Below are 17017 nucleotides of genomic sequence, written 5' to 3' on the forward strand. Positions count from 1 at the left end.
TCGGTTTTTTGTATTTTCCTTATTCTTCATCCATAAATGGTTTATTTACATAATAGTACATAACGCCCATGAATCCGACTCCGCCTATTAAATTTCCTAATGTTACAGGAATTAAATTGCGAATAATTGCTGGAATCGTAATGGCTGGGTTTTGATCTAGTACATAAGAAATAGAGAATGTTGCCATATTGGCAATGCTATGTTCGTAGCCTGAAATAAAGAAACAGAATACGAATAAAATCATGACAGTAATTTTTGCAATATCTTCTTTTAAAGCCATAGGGATAAAGAAAGCTAAACAGACAAGCCAGTTACATAAAATGCCTCGAAAGAAAAGCTCACTTATGGGTGCTTCCAATTTAGCTTGTGCTGCATGAAGCAAATAGTCATTTACACTAGGAGACTTGAATAACCCCGTTAACAAGATGAAGATGGCAAAGAAAATGGCTCCAATAATGTTACCTGCATAGCTTGTTCCCCAAATTTTAAAGACATCTGACCATCTTATTTTTTTTCTTAATGCTGCATAAGTATAATAAAAGGTGTTCCCTGTAAATAAATCTCCGCCACCATAGGCGATTAGAATAATAGCTGCCCCGAATACTAAAGCTGCCATTGGATAGGCAAGCGGTGATTCCACTGCATAAAAGAAATTACCAGTTTTAAATGCAACAATGACACCAAAGCCAATAAACATACTTGCGACAACGGCACGCATAAAAAAGCGAAACTTACTTTTTTTATAGATTTTTAATTTTTTTAAGGCTAATTTTTCTACTTCATGAAGTGATGCGCCTTCCATTGTTAATCCTCCTGAATAAGGTTTTCTTGTTTACCACTGTAGTTATGTTTCTTACCCTATTATTATCATGTTGATTCTTTATTAGGTCAATAATATTTTGTGAAAAAAATCACAATAATATTGTTTATTCGAAATTTGTTCACAATTTAATCAACTTTGCAATTATTTCTTTATTATTTCCAAAAGTACCACTTTAAAATATACAAATAATATACAAGACTTTTCTGAAAATACAGTAAATAAGCATTGTTAAAGACAGAAAAAACAGATAAATATCGTATAATATCAACATGGAATAATTTGTCGAAGAATTCATGTTATATTTTCTTACAAATGTATAGACTTTATATTTATTCAATCATAAAATAGAAGATGGAAACTAAAAAGGGAGTGAAGAGCTCATGACTTCAGCATATCGCATTTCGATGCTTGTAAACGATCAGCCGGGAGTTCTGGCTCGTATATCCAGCTTATTTGGAACGCATCATGTAAATATTGAAGATATAAAAACCAAAAATTATAAAAGAGAAGCAACAACAAGAATACAAATTTCTAGCTCTGCAGAAGAGAAGCAAGTACAAACTCTTTTAATAGGATTACAAGGATTAATGGATGTAGTGGAAGTAGATGCAGATGCCATCCATAAATCAGCTTTTCAACAAAAGCTGATTCAAAGTACGGACACGATTCAGGTACTAAGAGAGCAAAAAACTTTAAGCAAAAAAATATCTTACTGGCTCGTAGCCTGCAGTTTGTTTTTAACCTTATTTGGAACGAACATACCAGCTTCTCTTTATTCACTTTATCGTGCGGAATGGGGACTTACGTCTGGGATGATTACCCTTGTGTTTGCCATTTACGCTTTTACTGTTATCCCTGCAATTGTCATTGCCGGACAATTATCTGATCAGATTGGGAAAAAGAAAGTGTTAATCCCAGGAATTTTCTTCTCGCTGATAGGAACCTTTTGTTTTACCATTGCAAATGGTTTGGGAATGCTTCTTCTCGGTCGATTATTCCAAGGTTTGTCTGTTGGTATTTTAAATGGAGTAGCAGTGGCTGCTTTAACCGAACTTGATGAGAAGAAAAATACGAAAAAGACTGCTTTAATATGTGCCCTTGCCGTCACACTCGGCAATGCATTTGGGCCAATTCTCTCCGGATTACTAGGGGATTTTGCTCCAATCCCATTAAGATTATCTTACTATGTGCATTTATTATTTATTATTCCGTGTTTTATCCTACTGTTTTTCCTAAATGAAAATATTAGACCAGGTTTGAAGCCTGTTCAATTAAAGAAGCCATTTGTACCAAAAGAAATCATGAAGCCTTTCCTGTTAGCTTCCCTTACTTCTTTTGTTGCATGGTCGATTATAAGTATGTTTATGTCTTTAATCCCTTCTAATCTGTCTAGTTTTACAACAGTTACTAGTTTAACGATATCAGGAATTGTAGTAGCACTCGGATTAATTGCTGCAGCATTAAATCAAATTTTACTAAAACAACTATCATTAATGAAATTGATTACAATCGGTTATGCCTTTCTTGCAGTGGGACTTGTGCTTCTAGTAATAACAATCTATACACAATCCCTAACATTATTGCTGATTTCAGCCGTACTTATAGGGGGAGGGAATGGACCCGCATATGCTGGAAGCTTAGCACTAGTAAATGAAGTTGCTCCAAGTAAAACAAAAGGAAATATTGTCTCAACTTTCTTTGTTATTACTTATCTTGGCGTGAGTCTTCCAGTAATCGGTCTTGGGTATTTATCACAGGCGTTTGGAGTTGCTGGGGCAGTTACCACATATGTACTAATTATGGGAACTCTCATATTGCTTATTTCCGGATTTGCTTGGAAAGAAAGAAAAACCATTTTTACAAAATAAAGATTGTCCAAAGATCAGTATTCCTTTTTGAAAGGAAGGCTGATCTTTTTTTGGTGAAGGAAAGTAAAAGAAATGTAAAAAATCAAAAAAAGTAATAATAAATATTAGACAGTTGAATACAATGATGATGTAGTATTTTAAAAAAGAAGTCTTTGGGAAGGGAATCTGCTTAGATATTTCCATAGTTATCAAATTGGAAGGCCCCATAGACAGAGACGATCTAGGAGGCTAAAGTGAATATTTATAAAAAGACAGTAGATTCCCTGAACCAATGAAAAAATGAATAGATAATGTGATAGATAAAAAAACAAAAAAAATGTCGAAAAGAGGTTGCTTTTTTTACACTATGGCTATATAATAAAAAACGTGTTAAAAATAAGTAAAAAAAATGAATAAATGCGGGTGTAGTTTAATGGTAAAACCTCAGCCTTCCAAGCTGATGTCGTGGGTTCGATTCCCATCACCCGCTCCATACATAAGCTCACAACGCAGTGTTTCGTTTCACTAAGAACGAAGTATTGCGTTTTTTATATTTTACGAGAGAACAAAAAAAATAAACCTAGTGAGGAGAGTATCTAACTTTAGAAACTCTCCTCATTAGGTTTATTCTACAATGGAAAACGAAGCTTCTCCTCCATGAACTTGCACAAACATGTTAAGTAAGGATTCTACCATTTGTTCTGCCTTTTCTCTTTCAATGGATGGGGAAAGATAGACAATTTGAATGGCATTTTTCGTAGATGATTGGACAGGGGCTCTGTCTGAATCGACAAAAGGGCTGCCAAATGGACCTAGTTCATCCTCTGATACAATTAAATTTTCGATTGAATTCATTCTTCCGTTAAGCCCAGCATATTGTTCACCATCTTTTCCAATCCGGATGTTTATAGTACCTTGAAGATTGGCACAATCATAAATACCGATAGGAACAGCATATTGAAGGGAAAAGAAGTTGTTAATATCAATACTGCTATTAATTGGCTGCAAGTAATTTTGTTTTTTGATTCGTCTAAGAAGACTTTCTGCCGAATGACGATAGCGATTTGGATCTTTGCCTGTTTTTTTGAAGATTTGTCTCCATTCCTTTACAGAAGGAATATCGATAATATTACTATCTTCCAAATCAAAAAAAATAGACTCTTGAAAAAGTCGCATGCGTCCCTTAATCATTTGGGGCGTGTCCATTACTTCCATCCCTTGATAGTAAATAAAGCCAATCTTAAAATTAGGAATTAATTGTTTAATCTGTTCTGATATAGAAATATCCAATATATACACCTCCACTATAGTTGTTGTCTATGTTATCCTATATTTTAGCGTAATCTATATAAAAAACCAATGAAAAGAAGGGAGGGAGACATTTATGGATTATCATGCATTAAAGGAAGATATTATAGAATATAGTAAAACAATTGGGATTGATAAAATTGGCTTTACAAGTGCTAGCACCTTTGAAGAAATGAAAGTACGCTTAATAACACAGCAAAAATTAAACTATCAATCTGGGTTTGAAGAGAAGGATATTGAGAAGCGGGTAAACCCCTCCCTTCTATTAGACAAGCCGAAATCGATTATTTCTATCGCTCTTGCTTATCCGTCTAAAATGAAGGAAAGAGTTGTTAGTAAAAAAGGAGAGCGCAGAGGTATTTTTTGTCGTGCTTCCTGGGGAACGGATTATCATACTGTTTTAAAAGATCGCTTGAAGAAGCTTGAGGATTATATACAAGAAAGAATTCCAGATGCGTTATGTAAATCAATGGTAGATACTGGTGAGTTAGTAGATCGTGCTGTTGCACAACGAGCAGGGATTGGCTGGTCTGGGAAAAACTGTGCCATAATTACGCCGGAGTTCGGTTCATATGTGTATTTAGGTGAAATGATTACAAATCTTCCATTAGAGCCAGATACACCAATGGAAGATCAATGTGGTACATGTAATAAATGCATTGATGTTTGTCCAACAGGTGCCCTTATTCAAGGCGGGCAGTTAAATGCGCAAAGATGCATTGCTTTTCAAACACAGACAAAGGGGTTTCTCGCAGAAGAATTTAGAGAAAAGCTCGGTAACCGAATTTATGGTTGTGATACATGCCAAACTGTTTGTCCGAAAAATAAAGGAATGGATTTTCACAATCATCCAGAAATGGAGCCAGATCCAGAAATCGCAAAACCATTGCTTCAGCCCCTCCTTTTTATTAGTAATAAGGAATTTAAAGAAAAATATGGTCATGTTTCTGGTTCCTGGCGTGGAAAGAAACCAATTCAGCGTAATGCCATCATTGCACTAGCTCATTTTAAAGAAGAAGGAGCAATTGGTGATTTAATTACGGTGATGAAAAAAGACCCAAGACCAGTCATTAGAGGAACGGCTGCTTGGGCATTAGGAAAAATTGGTGGCGGTGAGTCAATGACTGCCCTACAAACAGCAAATCAACAAGAAGAAGATCAAGAAGTATTACAAGAAATTGAAGATGCGTTACAACGATTATCGCATTCGTTATAAGATTGTGGTGGATGAACGCCACTTTTATGTGTGGGAAGAGGGAAAGTGGTTTTCATCAGGTGGATGAACGTCTTTCGATCAGTATATAAAAACGGTTGTCTTCTAAATTATACAGATATAATAAAAACGAGACAAAAAGAAGGAATCCATCTCCTTCTTTTTTTTGTACAGTTCTCCTTCCTTTAAACATATTTATTAAGGAAGGGAGTAGATACAATGAAACAACAACTAATGGAGCTTATCGAAAAAAGAATGCAGCAGTGCGTGGCGAAAGAAAGAACAAGTATAGAAGACGAAAAATTTGCGCGGAAAAGAGATTGTTTCCATAGAAGGAATGCTGAAATTGTACATGTGAAGGCAAAGGGGAAAGTGGAAGATATTCAGAAAAAGGCGGATGAGACTGAGGAATTGGTTTATACCGTTCATCTTCAATATTTCATTAAGCAAGGAGAACTATTTTTCGTAGAAGAAGAAGTGGAAAATAGAAAGGGGATTTTCTATAAAGGGGTATTAATTGAAGATAAAGAGATTGCTCCTGTCTATCCGGATTATCGAGAAAATCCTTTGTCTGAAGAATTTGGGAACAATACAGAAGGGTGGAGCCGATATTCATATGATCGGTTAAAAGCGGTTCAATATGCGGAAAAATGGTGGAATAGCTATAATCCGAAATATCATCAATTCGAAGTAGATTGCACCAATTATATTTCTCAATGTGTCCATGAAGGGGGTGCTCCGATGCGAGGTTATCCTAATCGCAATAAGGGCTGGTGGATGCAAAACAATAATTGGAGCTATAGTTGGTCAGTGGCCAATGCCTTTCCAAGGTATTTAGAAACCTCTACAACGGGTTTACGTGCCAAACAAGTAAATAATGCTATCGAGCTAAAACTTGGGGATGTCATTTGCTATGATTTCGAAGGTGATGGGAAATATAATCATACGACGATTGTTACAGGGAAGGATGCGAATGGAGAACCGTTAGTAAATGCTCATACGTATAATAGTCGAATGCGCTACTGGAAATACGAAGATTCAACTGCTTATACTCCAAATATTAAATATAAATTTTTTACGATTATAGATGGCTAAAAAACAGGAAATATCCCTTTCGCATTTCATTTAGAGTAAGTGTATAATGGAACGGAAAGTAATAGTTAGAGGTGACAAACTTGGCAATACATATCGTCTTATACCAACCACAAATACCTTCCAATACTGGCAATATAGCTAGAACCTGTGCAGGAACAGACACTATTTTGCATCTAATCCGTCCGTTTGGATTCTCCACTGATGATAAAGCGTTAAAGCGAGCTGGGCTAGATTATTGGGAATTTGTAGAGATCCATTATTATGACTCTTTAGATGAATTTTATGAAAAAAATGAAGGCGGAGCATTTTACTATATTACGAAGTCTGGGGAAACCCCTTATGCCTCTTTTAATTACAGTGATATAAACAAAGATCATTACTTTATATTTGGAAGTGAGACAACAGGTCTTCCGCCAGAACTTATCCAGAATAATGTAGATAGAACGGTTCGAATTCCAATGACAGATAATATTCGTGCTTTTAACCTTTCGAATACTGCGGCAATTCTCATTTATGAGGCATTAAGGCAACAAAATTTTGGGCATTTAAAAAAATAGTACAGAAACAATATCGGAGTGTAAATCGTAATAGATTTATACTCTTTTTACTATAATTGGAATAAAGGAGAATGAACATAACATGGCATTCACCGTATCAAAAGATCTCATCTATTTATTAAGTTTTTTTCTCCTGCTTTTTGGAACAGAAGGATATTTGAGAAAAAAGCTAAAACTATTAAATAAAATGGAAAAAAGGTTCATCGGCTACAAAAATGGTTAGATTTTACGGTGATACCCAGTGCTATCCTATTATTGTTTGTATTTGATGGTCCAATAGTAAGTAGGTATATATTAATTTGTCATAGCTTTCTTCAATCCTTTATGGAGTGGAGGGGTAATAAAAAGTCAAAAGAAGCTATTATCTATTTAGCAAATGGGCTAATTCTTTTTATCATGACTAATATTGGTATATTATTAGGCTATAGTCATTATCAGTAATGGTTGGAGACAATAAGAAAATTAAGGAGAGAATTCCATGAATCAAACAATCGAAACAATCCTAAATCATCGATCTGTAAGAAAATTTACAGATAAGGAGTTAACGCAAGAACAAATTCGTCTTCTTGTGGAAGCGGCCCAAAGTGCTTCTACTTCTAGCTTTGTACAAGCATATAGTATTATTGGCGTAAAAGATAAGGAAAAAAAGAAAAAATTAGCAGAATTAGCAGGGAATCAGCAATATGTGGAAAACAATGGACATCTGTTTGTTTTCTGTGCAGATTTATATCGGCACACTGTTGCTTCAGAAATGGAAGGGAAAAAGGAATCAGCACAGGATTCTATTGAGAGCACGGAAAAATTTATGGTTAGTCTGATTGATGTAGCTTTAGCATCGCAAAACATGGCAATTGCTGCTGAGTCATTAGGACTGGGTATTTGTTACATAGGCGGAATTCGCAATAATTTAGTTGGTGTGAGTCAATTATTAAAAACTCCAGATCATGTTTTACCAGTGTTTGCTTTAGTCGTAGGTTATCCAGACCAACAAACAGAGAAAAAACCACGAGCTCCTTTTCAGCATATATATCACGAAAATGAATATGAGCAAGATGTAGAAAAATATAAACAAGAGCTACAGGAATATAATAACGAAATCACTGCTTATTATCAGGAAAGAACAAATGGGAAGAGAACAGATACATGGACAGCTCAGATGGCTGCTAATTTTGAGCAAAAATCACGTATGTATATGAAAGAGTTTGTTCACGAAAAGAAACTTGATTTGAAATAATGAAAGACAGATTAAGTAATATATTTAAAAAAACAGTATCTAAGTGAAATAGATGCTGTTTTTTTATGCAAATAAAAAAGAAAATATTTCCTATTAAATAATAATTGTTATTCTATAGCGGTACTCCGTGTTAAAGATACAGTTTTCCCTTTATGGTTTAGGGTCTTTTAAAAAACTATTCTTTCTTTTAAGCATGTTCGCATTCGCTGGTGCATAGATTATATTAATCGTCTCTGATAATGTGACAGGGGAGGTCCATATGAATATATTAAAGAAAATCGAGATGTATAGACAAGAAGAAGAGTTGTTGAAGTGGGAAGGGACTTTTGGAGAGTACTTAGAAATCTTGAAGGAAAAGCCATGGGTAGGTCAGTCCGCGCATTCTAGAGTATATAACATGATTAAAGATGCTGGCATTGATGAAGTAAATGGGAAAAAGCAATACAAATTTTTCTCTGATCAGCTCTTTGGATTAGAAGAGCCATTAGAAAAGCTAGTAGAGGAATATTTCCATCCAGCTGCCAAACGTTTAGATGTAAGAAAACGTATTTTATTATTAATGGGTCCAGTCAGCGGTGGTAAATCCACTTTGGTAACGATGCTGAAAAGAGGATTAGAAGCATATACCTACACAGACCGTGGAGCTGTATATGCGATCAAAGGTTGCCCAATGCATGAGGATCCGCTTCATATGATTCCACATAGTCTAAGAAACGATTTCTTTGATGAATATGGGATTCGTATTGAAGGCAATTTATCTCCACTTAATATGATGAGACTGCAAGAAGAATATAATGGAAGAATTGAAGATGTGATGGTGGAAAGAGTATTTTTCTCAGAAGATAAACGAACTGGGATTGGAACCTTTAGTCCATCTGATCCGAAATCACAGGATATTGCAGATTTAACAGGAAGCATTGATTTCTCTACCATTGCGGAATATGGATCAGAGTCTGATCCACGTGCCTATCGTTTTGATGGAGAGCTAAATAAAGCGAACCGAGGCATGATGGAGTTTCAAGAAATGCTAAAATGTGATGAGAAGTTCTTATGGCATTTATTATCATTAACACAAGAAGGAAACTTTAAGGCAGGTCGATTTGCTCTTATCTCTGCAGATGAGTTAATTGTCGCTCATACGAATGAAACAGAGTATCGCTCCTTTATTTCCAATAAAAAGAACGAAGCATTGCATTCCCGTATTATTGTTATGCCTGTTCCATATAATTTAAAAGCGTCAGAAGAGGAAAGAATCTATGAAAAAATGATACGAGAAAGCGATGTAGCGAATGTGCATATTGCGCCACACACGTTGAAAATTGCCGCTATTTTTACCATTCTAACTAGATTGAAAGAACCGAAAAAAGGGGATATTGATTTAGTAAAGAAAATGCGCTTATACGATGGTGAGAATGTGGAAGGCTTCGGTTCAGCTGACCTAAAAGAATTACAAAACGAATATGGCGATGAAGGAATGAGTGGTATTGATCCGCGTTATGTAATCAACCGGATATCCTCTACGATTATTCGCAAGGATGTAACAAGTATCAACGCACTTGATGTGCTTTTATCTATAAAAGAAGGATTGGATCAGCATTCTTCTATTACGAATGAATTAAAAGAAAAATACTTAAATTGCATTTCCTTAGCGCGTAAAGAATACGATGAAATTGCCAAAAAAGAAGTACAAAAGGCATTTGTTTATTCTTATGAAGAGTCTGCTAAAACGTTAATGGATAATTATTTAGACAATGTAGAAGCGTACTGCAATAAAAACAAGCTGCGTGATCCATTAACTGGTGATGCGATTAATCCAGATGAAAAACTAATGCGTTCTATTGAAGAACAAATTGGTATTTCAGAAAATGCGAAGAAGTCATTCCGTGAAGAAATTTTAATTCGTATTTCTGCATATGCAAGAAAAGGAAAACGATTTGATTATAACTCTCACGATCGCTTACGTGAAGCAATCCAGAAGAAGTTATTTGCAGATTTAAAAGATGTTGTTAAAATCACTACTTCAACGAAAACTCCAGATGAGCAGCAATTGAAGAAAGTCAATGAGGTGGTTGCACGTTTAATTGATGAACATGGCTATAATTCCACATCTGCCAACGAGTTATTACGTTATGTAGGCAGCTTATTGAATCGTTAAATAAATTGGTCAAAGGGAGGAACAGGCTAAATGGCGTCTGTTCCTCTTTTGCCTAATAGGAAAGTTTGGGGAGAATAATGTGCCATGAAATAGGAACACATGAAACGACGCTATTTCTAAAAAAAGTAAAATTATCGAAATTATTAGTAAATTATTTCGTCCATCTGCATATGATAGAGTAACCACTTTATTAAGATATAGTGATACCCAAATTAGTGTATGCGAAAATCACTTGATTCGTGCAAAAAAAGTATAAAAAATTTTTAGGAGGGGTAAGATGACGGAAAAACCAAATAAACATCAGTTTGTAATATCCCAAGAAAATTGGTCCCTCCATCGCAAAGGCCATGATGATCAGCAACGTCATCAGGAAAAAGTGCAGGAGGCCATTAAAAATAACCTACCTGATTTAATTACAGAAGAAAACATCGTCATGTCAAATGGTAGAGAAGTTGTGAAAATTCCGATTCGTTCGTTGGACGAATACAAAATTCGATATAATTATGACAAAAACAAACATGTAGGGCAAGGAAATGGAGATAGTCAGGTTGGCGATGTGGTCGCACGCGATGGATCTGGAAATCAAAAGGGCCCAGGAAAAGGGCAAGGAGCAGGAGATCAGGCAGGAGAAGATTACTTTGAGGCAGAAGTATCTTTAATGGAATTAGAGGAAGCCTTATTCAAGCAATTAGAATTGCCGAATTTAAAACGAAAAGAGCAAGATCAAATTGTCGTGGAGAATATTGAATTTAATGATATTAGAAAAGTAGGATTAATGGGTAATATTGATAAGAAAAAAACAATGATATCTGCATTTAAGCGTAACGCGATGTCTGGAGCACCAGCCTTTCACCCCATTTATCCAGAGGATTTAAAATTTAAAACCTGGAATGATGTGCAAAAGCCAGAATCAAAGGCAGTCGTTCTTGCGATGATGGATACAAGCGGTTCGATGGGCTTATGGGAAAAGTATATGGCTAGAAGCTTTTTCTTCTGGATGACAAGATTTCTTCGTACCAAATATGAAACAGTAGAAATTGAATTCATTGCCCATCATACAGAAGCAAAAGTCGTTTCGGAAGAGGATTTCTTTTCAAAAGGAGAAAGTGGAGGCACCATTTGTTCCTCTGTATATAGAAAGGCATTAGAGTTGATTGATGATAAATACGATCCAGGTCGATTCAATATTTATCCATTTCATTTCTCAGATGGAGACAATTTAACGTCAGATAATGCTAGATGTGTAAAATTAGTAGAAGAGCTGATGGAAGTTTCCAATATGTTTGGATATGGGGAAGTCAATCAATACAACCGGCACAGTACGCTTATGTCCGCTTACAAAAACATTCAAGATGAAAAGTTCCGTTACTACTTATTAAGACAAAAAGCAGATGTATTTAATGCGATGACAAGTTTCTTCCGAAAAGAGGAAGAAGGACAGATGTATGCATAAAGAAAATGTAGCACAACTCATTATATGGGTTGTGTTTTTTGTGGGAAGGGACAAGTAGTATTCTCTGTCCCTGTTAAATAAGGGTAAATAAACAAAATCTAAATTTACCACCTTTTAAAACTTAGTGTGCCATATTCTTATGTAACTAATACAGATAATCAATAGCAAGGAATAAACTGCTTAAGGAAGCACATATTAATGCAGAGGCGGTTATTTAATGGAGAAAAATAAAATGGAGAAGCGATTTTTAAAGGGATTATTAATCCTAAATTTACTGATCCTGCTGCCAATTTTATATAGAAAACCCCCTATTAGGGATTGGATTATTGTTTTTGTGTATAATGGTATTACAAATGGGATAGTTGATATGATCTTAACATCTCATAAAGTAATTAGATATCCAGTTCGTTTTCTGCCCAAGAAATTTAGAATACATATATTATTTGACTTCTTAATTTATCCTACATTTACCGTTTTCTACAACCAATTAACGAAGAGAGATAAACCTTTTGCTGTTTTCTATAAATTGATTTTATTTACCATTCCCTTTTATTTTATTGAATTATGGGCTGAAAGAAAAACAAAGCTAATTGAATGGAAAAAAGGGTGGAGATGGTACTATAGCTTTTTAAGTATTATCCTGAAATCTTTATTAACTAGATTAGTTATAGAGACTCTAAGGAAACTGAATTTTTTAACTAAATAATTCAGTTTCCTTCTTAATATGTTTATGAACCTAATCACAGGGGGAAAATGGTGATGTATATTCATTCTTTCTGCCCTAATTTAAAAGAATACATAGTTATTTCCTTTTTTTTATTGTAAAATAGCGAAGTAGAATAGTGTAACACAGATTGTTTCATTCATAAATAGTAAATACTTATTGACGTGAATAGGATAGAATGTTGATCCAAGAAAGGAAAGCAAATGACGAAAATCGTAAATATCATTCTTTTACTTAATGTTATCGGAATAGTTCTATATGCAGCTGGAATCCTTAATACGGATATTTTCAGGGTGGAGTTTTTATCCTCTGGTGTTATTATGCTTCTTTTTGGTCTAAGAGATGTTGTTGTTAGAGGTGCGAAAAGAAAAAGACGATAGTGGATATGTAACTCTTCTTAAAAACGGTAGAAAGGGGAGCGAAAGATGAAGCCTATTTATCGATGGATCTATATATTTTTAGGGACACTCTTTTTAGTTTTAGGGATTATTGGCGTGTTTTTACCTTTGTTGCCAACTACCCCTTTTTTATTATTAACCTCCTTTTTTTACACAAGAGGTTCTGAGCGTATCAATAAATGGTTTCGTTCGACAACTTTCTATCATGAGTATGTCAAAGGATTTCGCAAAGGAGAGTTAACGAAAAAGCAAAAGATAAAAATCATCATTACTTGTTATATTTGCTTAGCCATTAGTGCTGTCCTTGTTGATCATCCATTTACTAGGATTATCTTGGGATGTATTGCGGTTGCCCAAGCAATATCGATGTTTATTATAAAGACAAAAAGAGAGAATCCAGAAATCACCATAAAAAAATAAGCATAACCCAGTGGATAGACCTTTTTGGTAGATCCTTTTTTTATCTTTTTAAAATGTGCTTTTTAGTAGTAAAAAAATGATTAGAGAGGAGGTGGTCTAATGCCAAATATATGGGATCCAGAATATACGATAACAAGGGAACTAGCTTCTCATTTAATTGAGACTCAGTTTTCAATTAGTGTTCATTCTATTATAGAAATAGGAGAGGGATTTGATAATACTATATTTCTCGTCAATAATCGTTATACGTTTCGATTTCCAAGAAGAGAAATTGCGGTTAAGCTATTACGAAGCGAATGGGCATTGTTACGAATAATTGCTGGTAAACTACCACTTCCAATTCCAAAGCCGATTTATTTAGGTACAGAAACTCAGGATTTTTCACTAGTTTTCATAGGGTATGAGCATTTACCAGGAAATACTCCACAAGATGTAACGAATGAAGAAAGAATGCAAATGGTAAAACCATTAGCACTTTTCTTAAATAAATTACATTCTTTTTCAACAGAGCAATTCAAGAATGTCCCATATGATGAGTTCGATCGACTTCATATCGATAAAAGAAAATCCCACTTAATCGATTCAATGAAGAAGTTGCTGATACATGAAAATATACCTTTATTCCAATTAGCTGAGGACTATGCAAAAAATATAACACATATAGCCGTTCCGACTGTTCATGTCCTTACACACGGTGATCTGCATATTCGTAATATGCTTGTTAATGAAGATAAAGAACTTGTGGGAATTATTGATTGGGGAGATACACATATTGGTCATCCTGCTGTTGATCTATCGATTGCTTACAGTCTGTTTCCTATTGAAGGTAGAAAGCAATTTTTCTCTATTTATGGGGAAGTTGATGAGGATATGTTAAAACTCGCTCAATTTAAAGCAATATTTACGATAATTTCCTTGCTTGCTTACAGTATAGACAAGAAGGATAAGAGTCTTTATCAAGAAGGGAAAATCAGTTTAGCTCTGGCTTTGTCATGAGAATGAATCGTTATGGATTTATTGGATGAAAACATGAGTAGCTGAATATAAAATAACCGGACGGTCCATAATTGTTTACGCCCGGTTATTATTATTAATTACTTAAATCCCAGCACTGGATGGGGAATATATGGCTCTTCTAAGTTAGCAATCTCTTCTTGTGTCAATTCTAATGAAAGAGCAGCAACTGCATCTTCAAGATGGTGGAGCTTAGTTGCGCCAATAATAGGTGCAGTAACAGTCTCCTTTTGTAATACCCAAGCTAGTGCAACTTGCGCGCGAGGTACGCCGCGTTTTTCTGCTATTGCTTTTACTCGTTCTACTACTTGACGGTCCGCTTCTTCAGTGTGGGAGTATAACGTTTTTCCGAATTCATCGGTTTCTTTACGAGTACTTGTTTCTTCCCAATCTCTAGTTAAACGGCCGCGTGCCATTGGACTCCAAGGAATGACCCCAATCCCTTCTTCTTTACAAAGGGGCAGCATTTCTCGTTCTTCCTCGCGATAGAGCAGGTTTAAATAATTTTGCATCGATACGAAACGAGTCCATCCATTCTTTTCCGCTATATGATTTGCTTTTAAAAATTGCCATGCATACATAGAGGAAGCACCAATATAGCGGGCCTTCCCAGCTTTGACTACATCATGCAATGCTTCCATTGTTTCTTCAATTGGAGTTTCATAATCCCATCTATGTATTTGATAGAGATCGACATAATCGGTACCAAGCCTTTTTAAACTATTGTCGATCTCACTCATAATTGCTTTTCGGGAAAGGCCAGCACCATTAGCGCCTTGACGCATTCTGCCATGTACCTTTGTAGCAAGAACGACATCATCACGATTCGTAAAATCACGCAATGCACGTCCAACAATTTCTTCACTTGACCCATCAGAGTAGACGTTTGCAGTATCAAAAAAATTAATGCCAAGCTCCAATGCTTTTTTGATAAATGGACGACTTTCGTTTTCTGTTAATGTCCAAGCATGACCACCACGATTGGGTTCTCCATAACTCATACAACCAAGACAAAGACGGGAGACTTCTAAACCAGTAGAACCTAATTTAATATAATCCATTTACTACTCCTCCTTTTGGTTTTATTATAAAGAGTGGTTATTAATTAAGCGAGGGATATGGATTCTGTCTGTTAAGATTTACCTAATTGGAAGAGCAAATATTATTGTTCATTTTTGGAAAAGTAAATATTTGGTAATATTAAGTAGAGTGAAAAGTGATTAGATAATATGAAAAACATTTGTTTTACCAAATTTAAACTTATCATGTGGTTTAATAATGAATAGTATTATTGAATAGAAGGTTAAGGATGTGAATGAATGATAGAGTTTTTTGCTATTTTTGGATTTTATTTATTACCAGTTTATTGCATTATTTTCTGTTTAAATCTTGTTTCACTACTAAAGAAAATACAGGAGGAAGATAATATAACCAAAAATACAATATGGTTTACCGCTTCTTTTGTATTCATCATAATGACCATTGCCTCACTGATTGCACTTTAATAAAATTATTGGATGGAAACAATGGTGGAAAAAATCAATACTACTGATAAGGCTTTCAGTCGTTTGTTTAAAGAGAAAGTCATCTGAGGAGAGCTGGGGTTCGATTTAAGAGCTAACGCTTATTTTACTAGTTCTTTGCTTGGGTAGCTTTAAAGGTAGTTTAGTAGAAAATTAGCAGAAAAAAAGAGTTGAAATATTTGACAAAAAAATCAATTTGTGCTATAATTCACAATAATAAATATTGCTGATATAATAAGATTCTCCTGGCCAGGGGAATCTTTTTTTTATTGGAGTGGTAACAATGAAGAATGATGAATTCAGTTTAACTTCTTTAGTTTCTGCATTTAGTCGAGCATATCATGTGAAAGAGGATAATCCGATTATATTCCATGATTATATAGCACAAGATTTCTTATCATCAGCAGAATATCAATCCATTTCAGAAAATATGTCCAACGGCATTCCTTATTTTAGTGCAGAAATGGCTGAAAAATTAAAAGGGAATCATGAAGCAATATTAAAGTGGGTAACACAAATTCAACTAGCACCAACACCACTTGCGAGAGCTGCATACGCAGAAAATGTTGTATTGAACGAATGCCAACTTGGGGTTGAGCAATACGTCATTCTGGGTGCAGGTTTAGATACTTTTGCTTGGCGTTACGATTCATTACCAAATGTTACTGTATATGAAATTGACCACCAATCAACTCAAAATTTTAAAAAAGAGCGCTTAGATCAAGCAGGCTATGAAATACCTTCCCGTTTAAAATTTGTAGCGATGGACTTCACGAAGGAGCTTTCGTTAGAAAAACTAGTCGCTGCAGGATTTGACTTTTCTAAGAAAACAGTTTTTAGTTTGCTTGGGGTGTCTTACTATTTAACAAAAGAGATGCTTCAGGAATTGATGCATGCCTTCTTTAAAGACCTTCCAAGAGGGAGCTCTATTATTTTTGATTTTGCCGATAAAAGTTTATTTACGGAACCTGGCATTTTCAATCGTGTACAAAATATGGTGCAGATGGCTCGAGCTGCTGGAGAACCAATGAAATTTGCATCCTCCCTTTCAGAATTAGAAAAATTACTTGCTAATGAACAATTATTAATTTATGAGCATTTATCACCACAAGATATTCAAAATCAGTATTTTTCTAATCGAAATGATAATCTACAAGCATTCGAAACCGTTCACTATGTACATGCAGTGAAGAATTAATATTATTCCTAATTGTTCCAATCCTTACCTGTTAAGATTTATTAAATACAGGTAA

At 34.9% G+C, this 17017-nt stretch carries 15 protein-coding genes and 1 tRNA gene; 13 read left to right on the forward strand and 3 right to left on the reverse strand.

Annotated elements, in window-relative coordinates; translation table 11 throughout:
- Window positions 1-19: 19 nt before the first annotated feature.
- Window positions 20-802 carry a formate/nitrite transporter family protein gene (locus ACWNMZ_RS06360; RefSeq protein WP_031535785.1) on the reverse strand — a complete coding sequence of 261 codons (783 nt, stop codon included), beginning with the start codon at window positions 800-802 and terminating at the stop codon, window positions 20-22.
- 401 nt (window positions 803-1203) lie between these two features.
- On the opposite strand from ACWNMZ_RS06360, the gene ACWNMZ_RS06365 reads away from it, so the two are divergent.
- Together ACWNMZ_RS06365 and ACWNMZ_RS06370 are read left to right on the forward strand one after the other, a co-directional pair.
- Complete coding sequence (locus ACWNMZ_RS06365) at window positions 1204-2691, forward strand: MFS transporter (protein WP_031535784.1); 1488 nt, start codon at window positions 1204-1206, stop codon at window positions 2689-2691.
- 398 nt (window positions 2692-3089) lie between these two features.
- Window positions 3090-3163, forward strand: a tRNA-Gly gene (locus ACWNMZ_RS06370).
- Between the two features lie 131 nt (window positions 3164-3294).
- Here ACWNMZ_RS06370 and ACWNMZ_RS06375 read toward each other — a convergent pair.
- Entirely contained in the window at window positions 3295-3960 is a 666-nt protein-coding gene (locus tag ACWNMZ_RS06375) for a B3/B4 domain-containing protein (protein ID WP_031535783.1), read from the reverse strand.
- 94 nt (window positions 3961-4054) lie between these two features.
- On the opposite strand from ACWNMZ_RS06375, the gene queG reads away from it, so the two are divergent.
- From queG to ACWNMZ_RS06425, 10 genes are all read left to right on the forward strand, one after another.
- The gene (gene queG / locus ACWNMZ_RS06380) at window positions 4055-5194 is read left to right on the forward strand and encodes a tRNA epoxyqueuosine(34) reductase QueG (protein ID WP_031535780.1); all 1140 of its coding nucleotides are present in this window, start codon (window positions 4055-4057) and stop codon (window positions 5192-5194) included.
- A gap of 216 nt (window positions 5195-5410) precedes the next feature.
- Window positions 5411-6286, forward strand: a complete 876-nt coding sequence (locus ACWNMZ_RS06385; protein ID WP_031535778.1) for an amidase domain-containing protein — start codon at window positions 5411-5413, stop codon at window positions 6284-6286.
- An 80-nt stretch (window positions 6287-6366) separates the two neighbouring features.
- Window positions 6367-6843, forward strand: a complete 477-nt coding sequence (gene trmL, locus ACWNMZ_RS06390; RefSeq protein WP_031535776.1) for a tRNA (uridine(34)/cytosine(34)/5-carboxymethylaminomethyluridine(34)-2'-O)-methyltransferase TrmL — start codon at window positions 6367-6369, stop codon at window positions 6841-6843.
- A 478-nt stretch (window positions 6844-7321) separates the two neighbouring features.
- The gene (nfsA, locus tag ACWNMZ_RS06395) at window positions 7322-8077 is read left to right on the forward strand and encodes an oxygen-insensitive NADPH nitroreductase (RefSeq protein ID WP_031535770.1); all 756 of its coding nucleotides are present in this window, start codon (window positions 7322-7324) and stop codon (window positions 8075-8077) included.
- A gap of 259 nt (window positions 8078-8336) precedes the next feature.
- On the forward strand, window positions 8337-10232 hold the full coding sequence (locus tag ACWNMZ_RS06400; RefSeq protein ID WP_031535769.1) for a PrkA family serine protein kinase: 1896 nt from the start codon (window positions 8337-8339) through the stop codon (window positions 10230-10232).
- 277 nt (window positions 10233-10509) lie between these two features.
- Window positions 10510-11685 (forward strand): sporulation protein YhbH, encoded by a 1176-nt coding sequence (gene yhbH / locus ACWNMZ_RS06405; RefSeq protein WP_031535768.1) that lies wholly within the window; start codon window positions 10510-10512, stop codon window positions 11683-11685.
- Between the two features lie 217 nt (window positions 11686-11902).
- On the forward strand, window positions 11903-12391 hold the full coding sequence (locus ACWNMZ_RS06410) for a CBO0543 family protein (RefSeq protein WP_031535767.1): 489 nt from the start codon (window positions 11903-11905) through the stop codon (window positions 12389-12391).
- 221 nt (window positions 12392-12612) lie between these two features.
- Entirely contained in the window at window positions 12613-12789 is a 177-nt protein-coding gene (locus tag ACWNMZ_RS06415; RefSeq protein ID WP_155986735.1) for a hypothetical protein, read from the forward strand.
- Between the two features lie 45 nt (window positions 12790-12834).
- Window positions 12835-13227: a DUF454 family protein gene (locus ACWNMZ_RS06420; protein ID WP_031535765.1), complete on the forward strand. Its 393-nt coding sequence runs from the start codon at window positions 12835-12837 to the stop codon at window positions 13225-13227.
- Between the two features lie 99 nt (window positions 13228-13326).
- Window positions 13327-14223, forward strand: a complete 897-nt coding sequence (locus ACWNMZ_RS06425) for a phosphotransferase (RefSeq protein WP_031535763.1) — start codon at window positions 13327-13329, stop codon at window positions 14221-14223.
- A gap of 98 nt (window positions 14224-14321) precedes the next feature.
- On the opposite strand, the gene ACWNMZ_RS06430 is transcribed toward ACWNMZ_RS06425, so the two are convergent.
- Window positions 14322-15302, reverse strand: a complete 981-nt coding sequence (locus tag ACWNMZ_RS06430) for an aldo/keto reductase (RefSeq protein WP_031535761.1) — start codon at window positions 15300-15302, stop codon at window positions 14322-14324.
- A gap of 745 nt (window positions 15303-16047) precedes the next feature.
- On the opposite strand from ACWNMZ_RS06430, the gene ACWNMZ_RS06435 reads away from it, so the two are divergent.
- The gene (locus ACWNMZ_RS06435; RefSeq protein ID WP_031535759.1) at window positions 16048-16962 is read left to right on the forward strand and encodes a class I SAM-dependent methyltransferase; all 915 of its coding nucleotides are present in this window, start codon (window positions 16048-16050) and stop codon (window positions 16960-16962) included.
- Window positions 16963-17017 lie beyond the last annotated feature (55 nt).

Source organism: Niallia sp. Marseille-Q9988 (genome assembly GCF_976954375.1).

Coding starts and splice junctions, on each gene's coding strand:
- ACWNMZ_RS06360 (WP_031535785.1), bottom strand. CDS start 802: ATGGAAGGCGCATCACTTCATGAAGTAGAAAAATTAGCCTTAAAAAAA.
- ACWNMZ_RS06365 (WP_031535784.1), top strand. CDS start 1,204: ATGACTTCAGCATATCGCATTTCGATGCTTGTAAACGATCAGCCGGGA.
- queG (WP_031535780.1), top strand. CDS start 4,055: ATGGATTATCATGCATTAAAGGAAGATATTATAGAATATAGTAAAACA.
- ACWNMZ_RS06385 (WP_031535778.1), top strand. CDS start 5,411: ATGAAACAACAACTAATGGAGCTTATCGAAAAAAGAATGCAGCAGTGC.
- nfsA (WP_031535770.1), top strand. CDS start 7,322: ATGAATCAAACAATCGAAACAATCCTAAATCATCGATCTGTAAGAAAA.
- ACWNMZ_RS06400 (WP_031535769.1), top strand. CDS start 8,337: ATGAATATATTAAAGAAAATCGAGATGTATAGACAAGAAGAAGAGTTG.
- yhbH (WP_031535768.1), top strand. CDS start 10,510: ATGACGGAAAAACCAAATAAACATCAGTTTGTAATATCCCAAGAAAAT.
- ACWNMZ_RS06410 (WP_031535767.1), top strand. CDS start 11,903: ATGGAGAAAAATAAAATGGAGAAGCGATTTTTAAAGGGATTATTAATC.
- ACWNMZ_RS06415 (WP_155986735.1), top strand. CDS start 12,613: ATGACGAAAATCGTAAATATCATTCTTTTACTTAATGTTATCGGAATA.
- ACWNMZ_RS06420 (WP_031535765.1), top strand. CDS start 12,835: ATGAAGCCTATTTATCGATGGATCTATATATTTTTAGGGACACTCTTT.
- ACWNMZ_RS06425 (WP_031535763.1), top strand. CDS start 13,327: ATGCCAAATATATGGGATCCAGAATATACGATAACAAGGGAACTAGCT.
- ACWNMZ_RS06430 (WP_031535761.1), bottom strand. CDS start 15,302: ATGGATTATATTAAATTAGGTTCTACTGGTTTAGAAGTCTCCCGTCTT.
- ACWNMZ_RS06435 (WP_031535759.1), top strand. CDS start 16,048: ATGAAGAATGATGAATTCAGTTTAACTTCTTTAGTTTCTGCATTTAGT.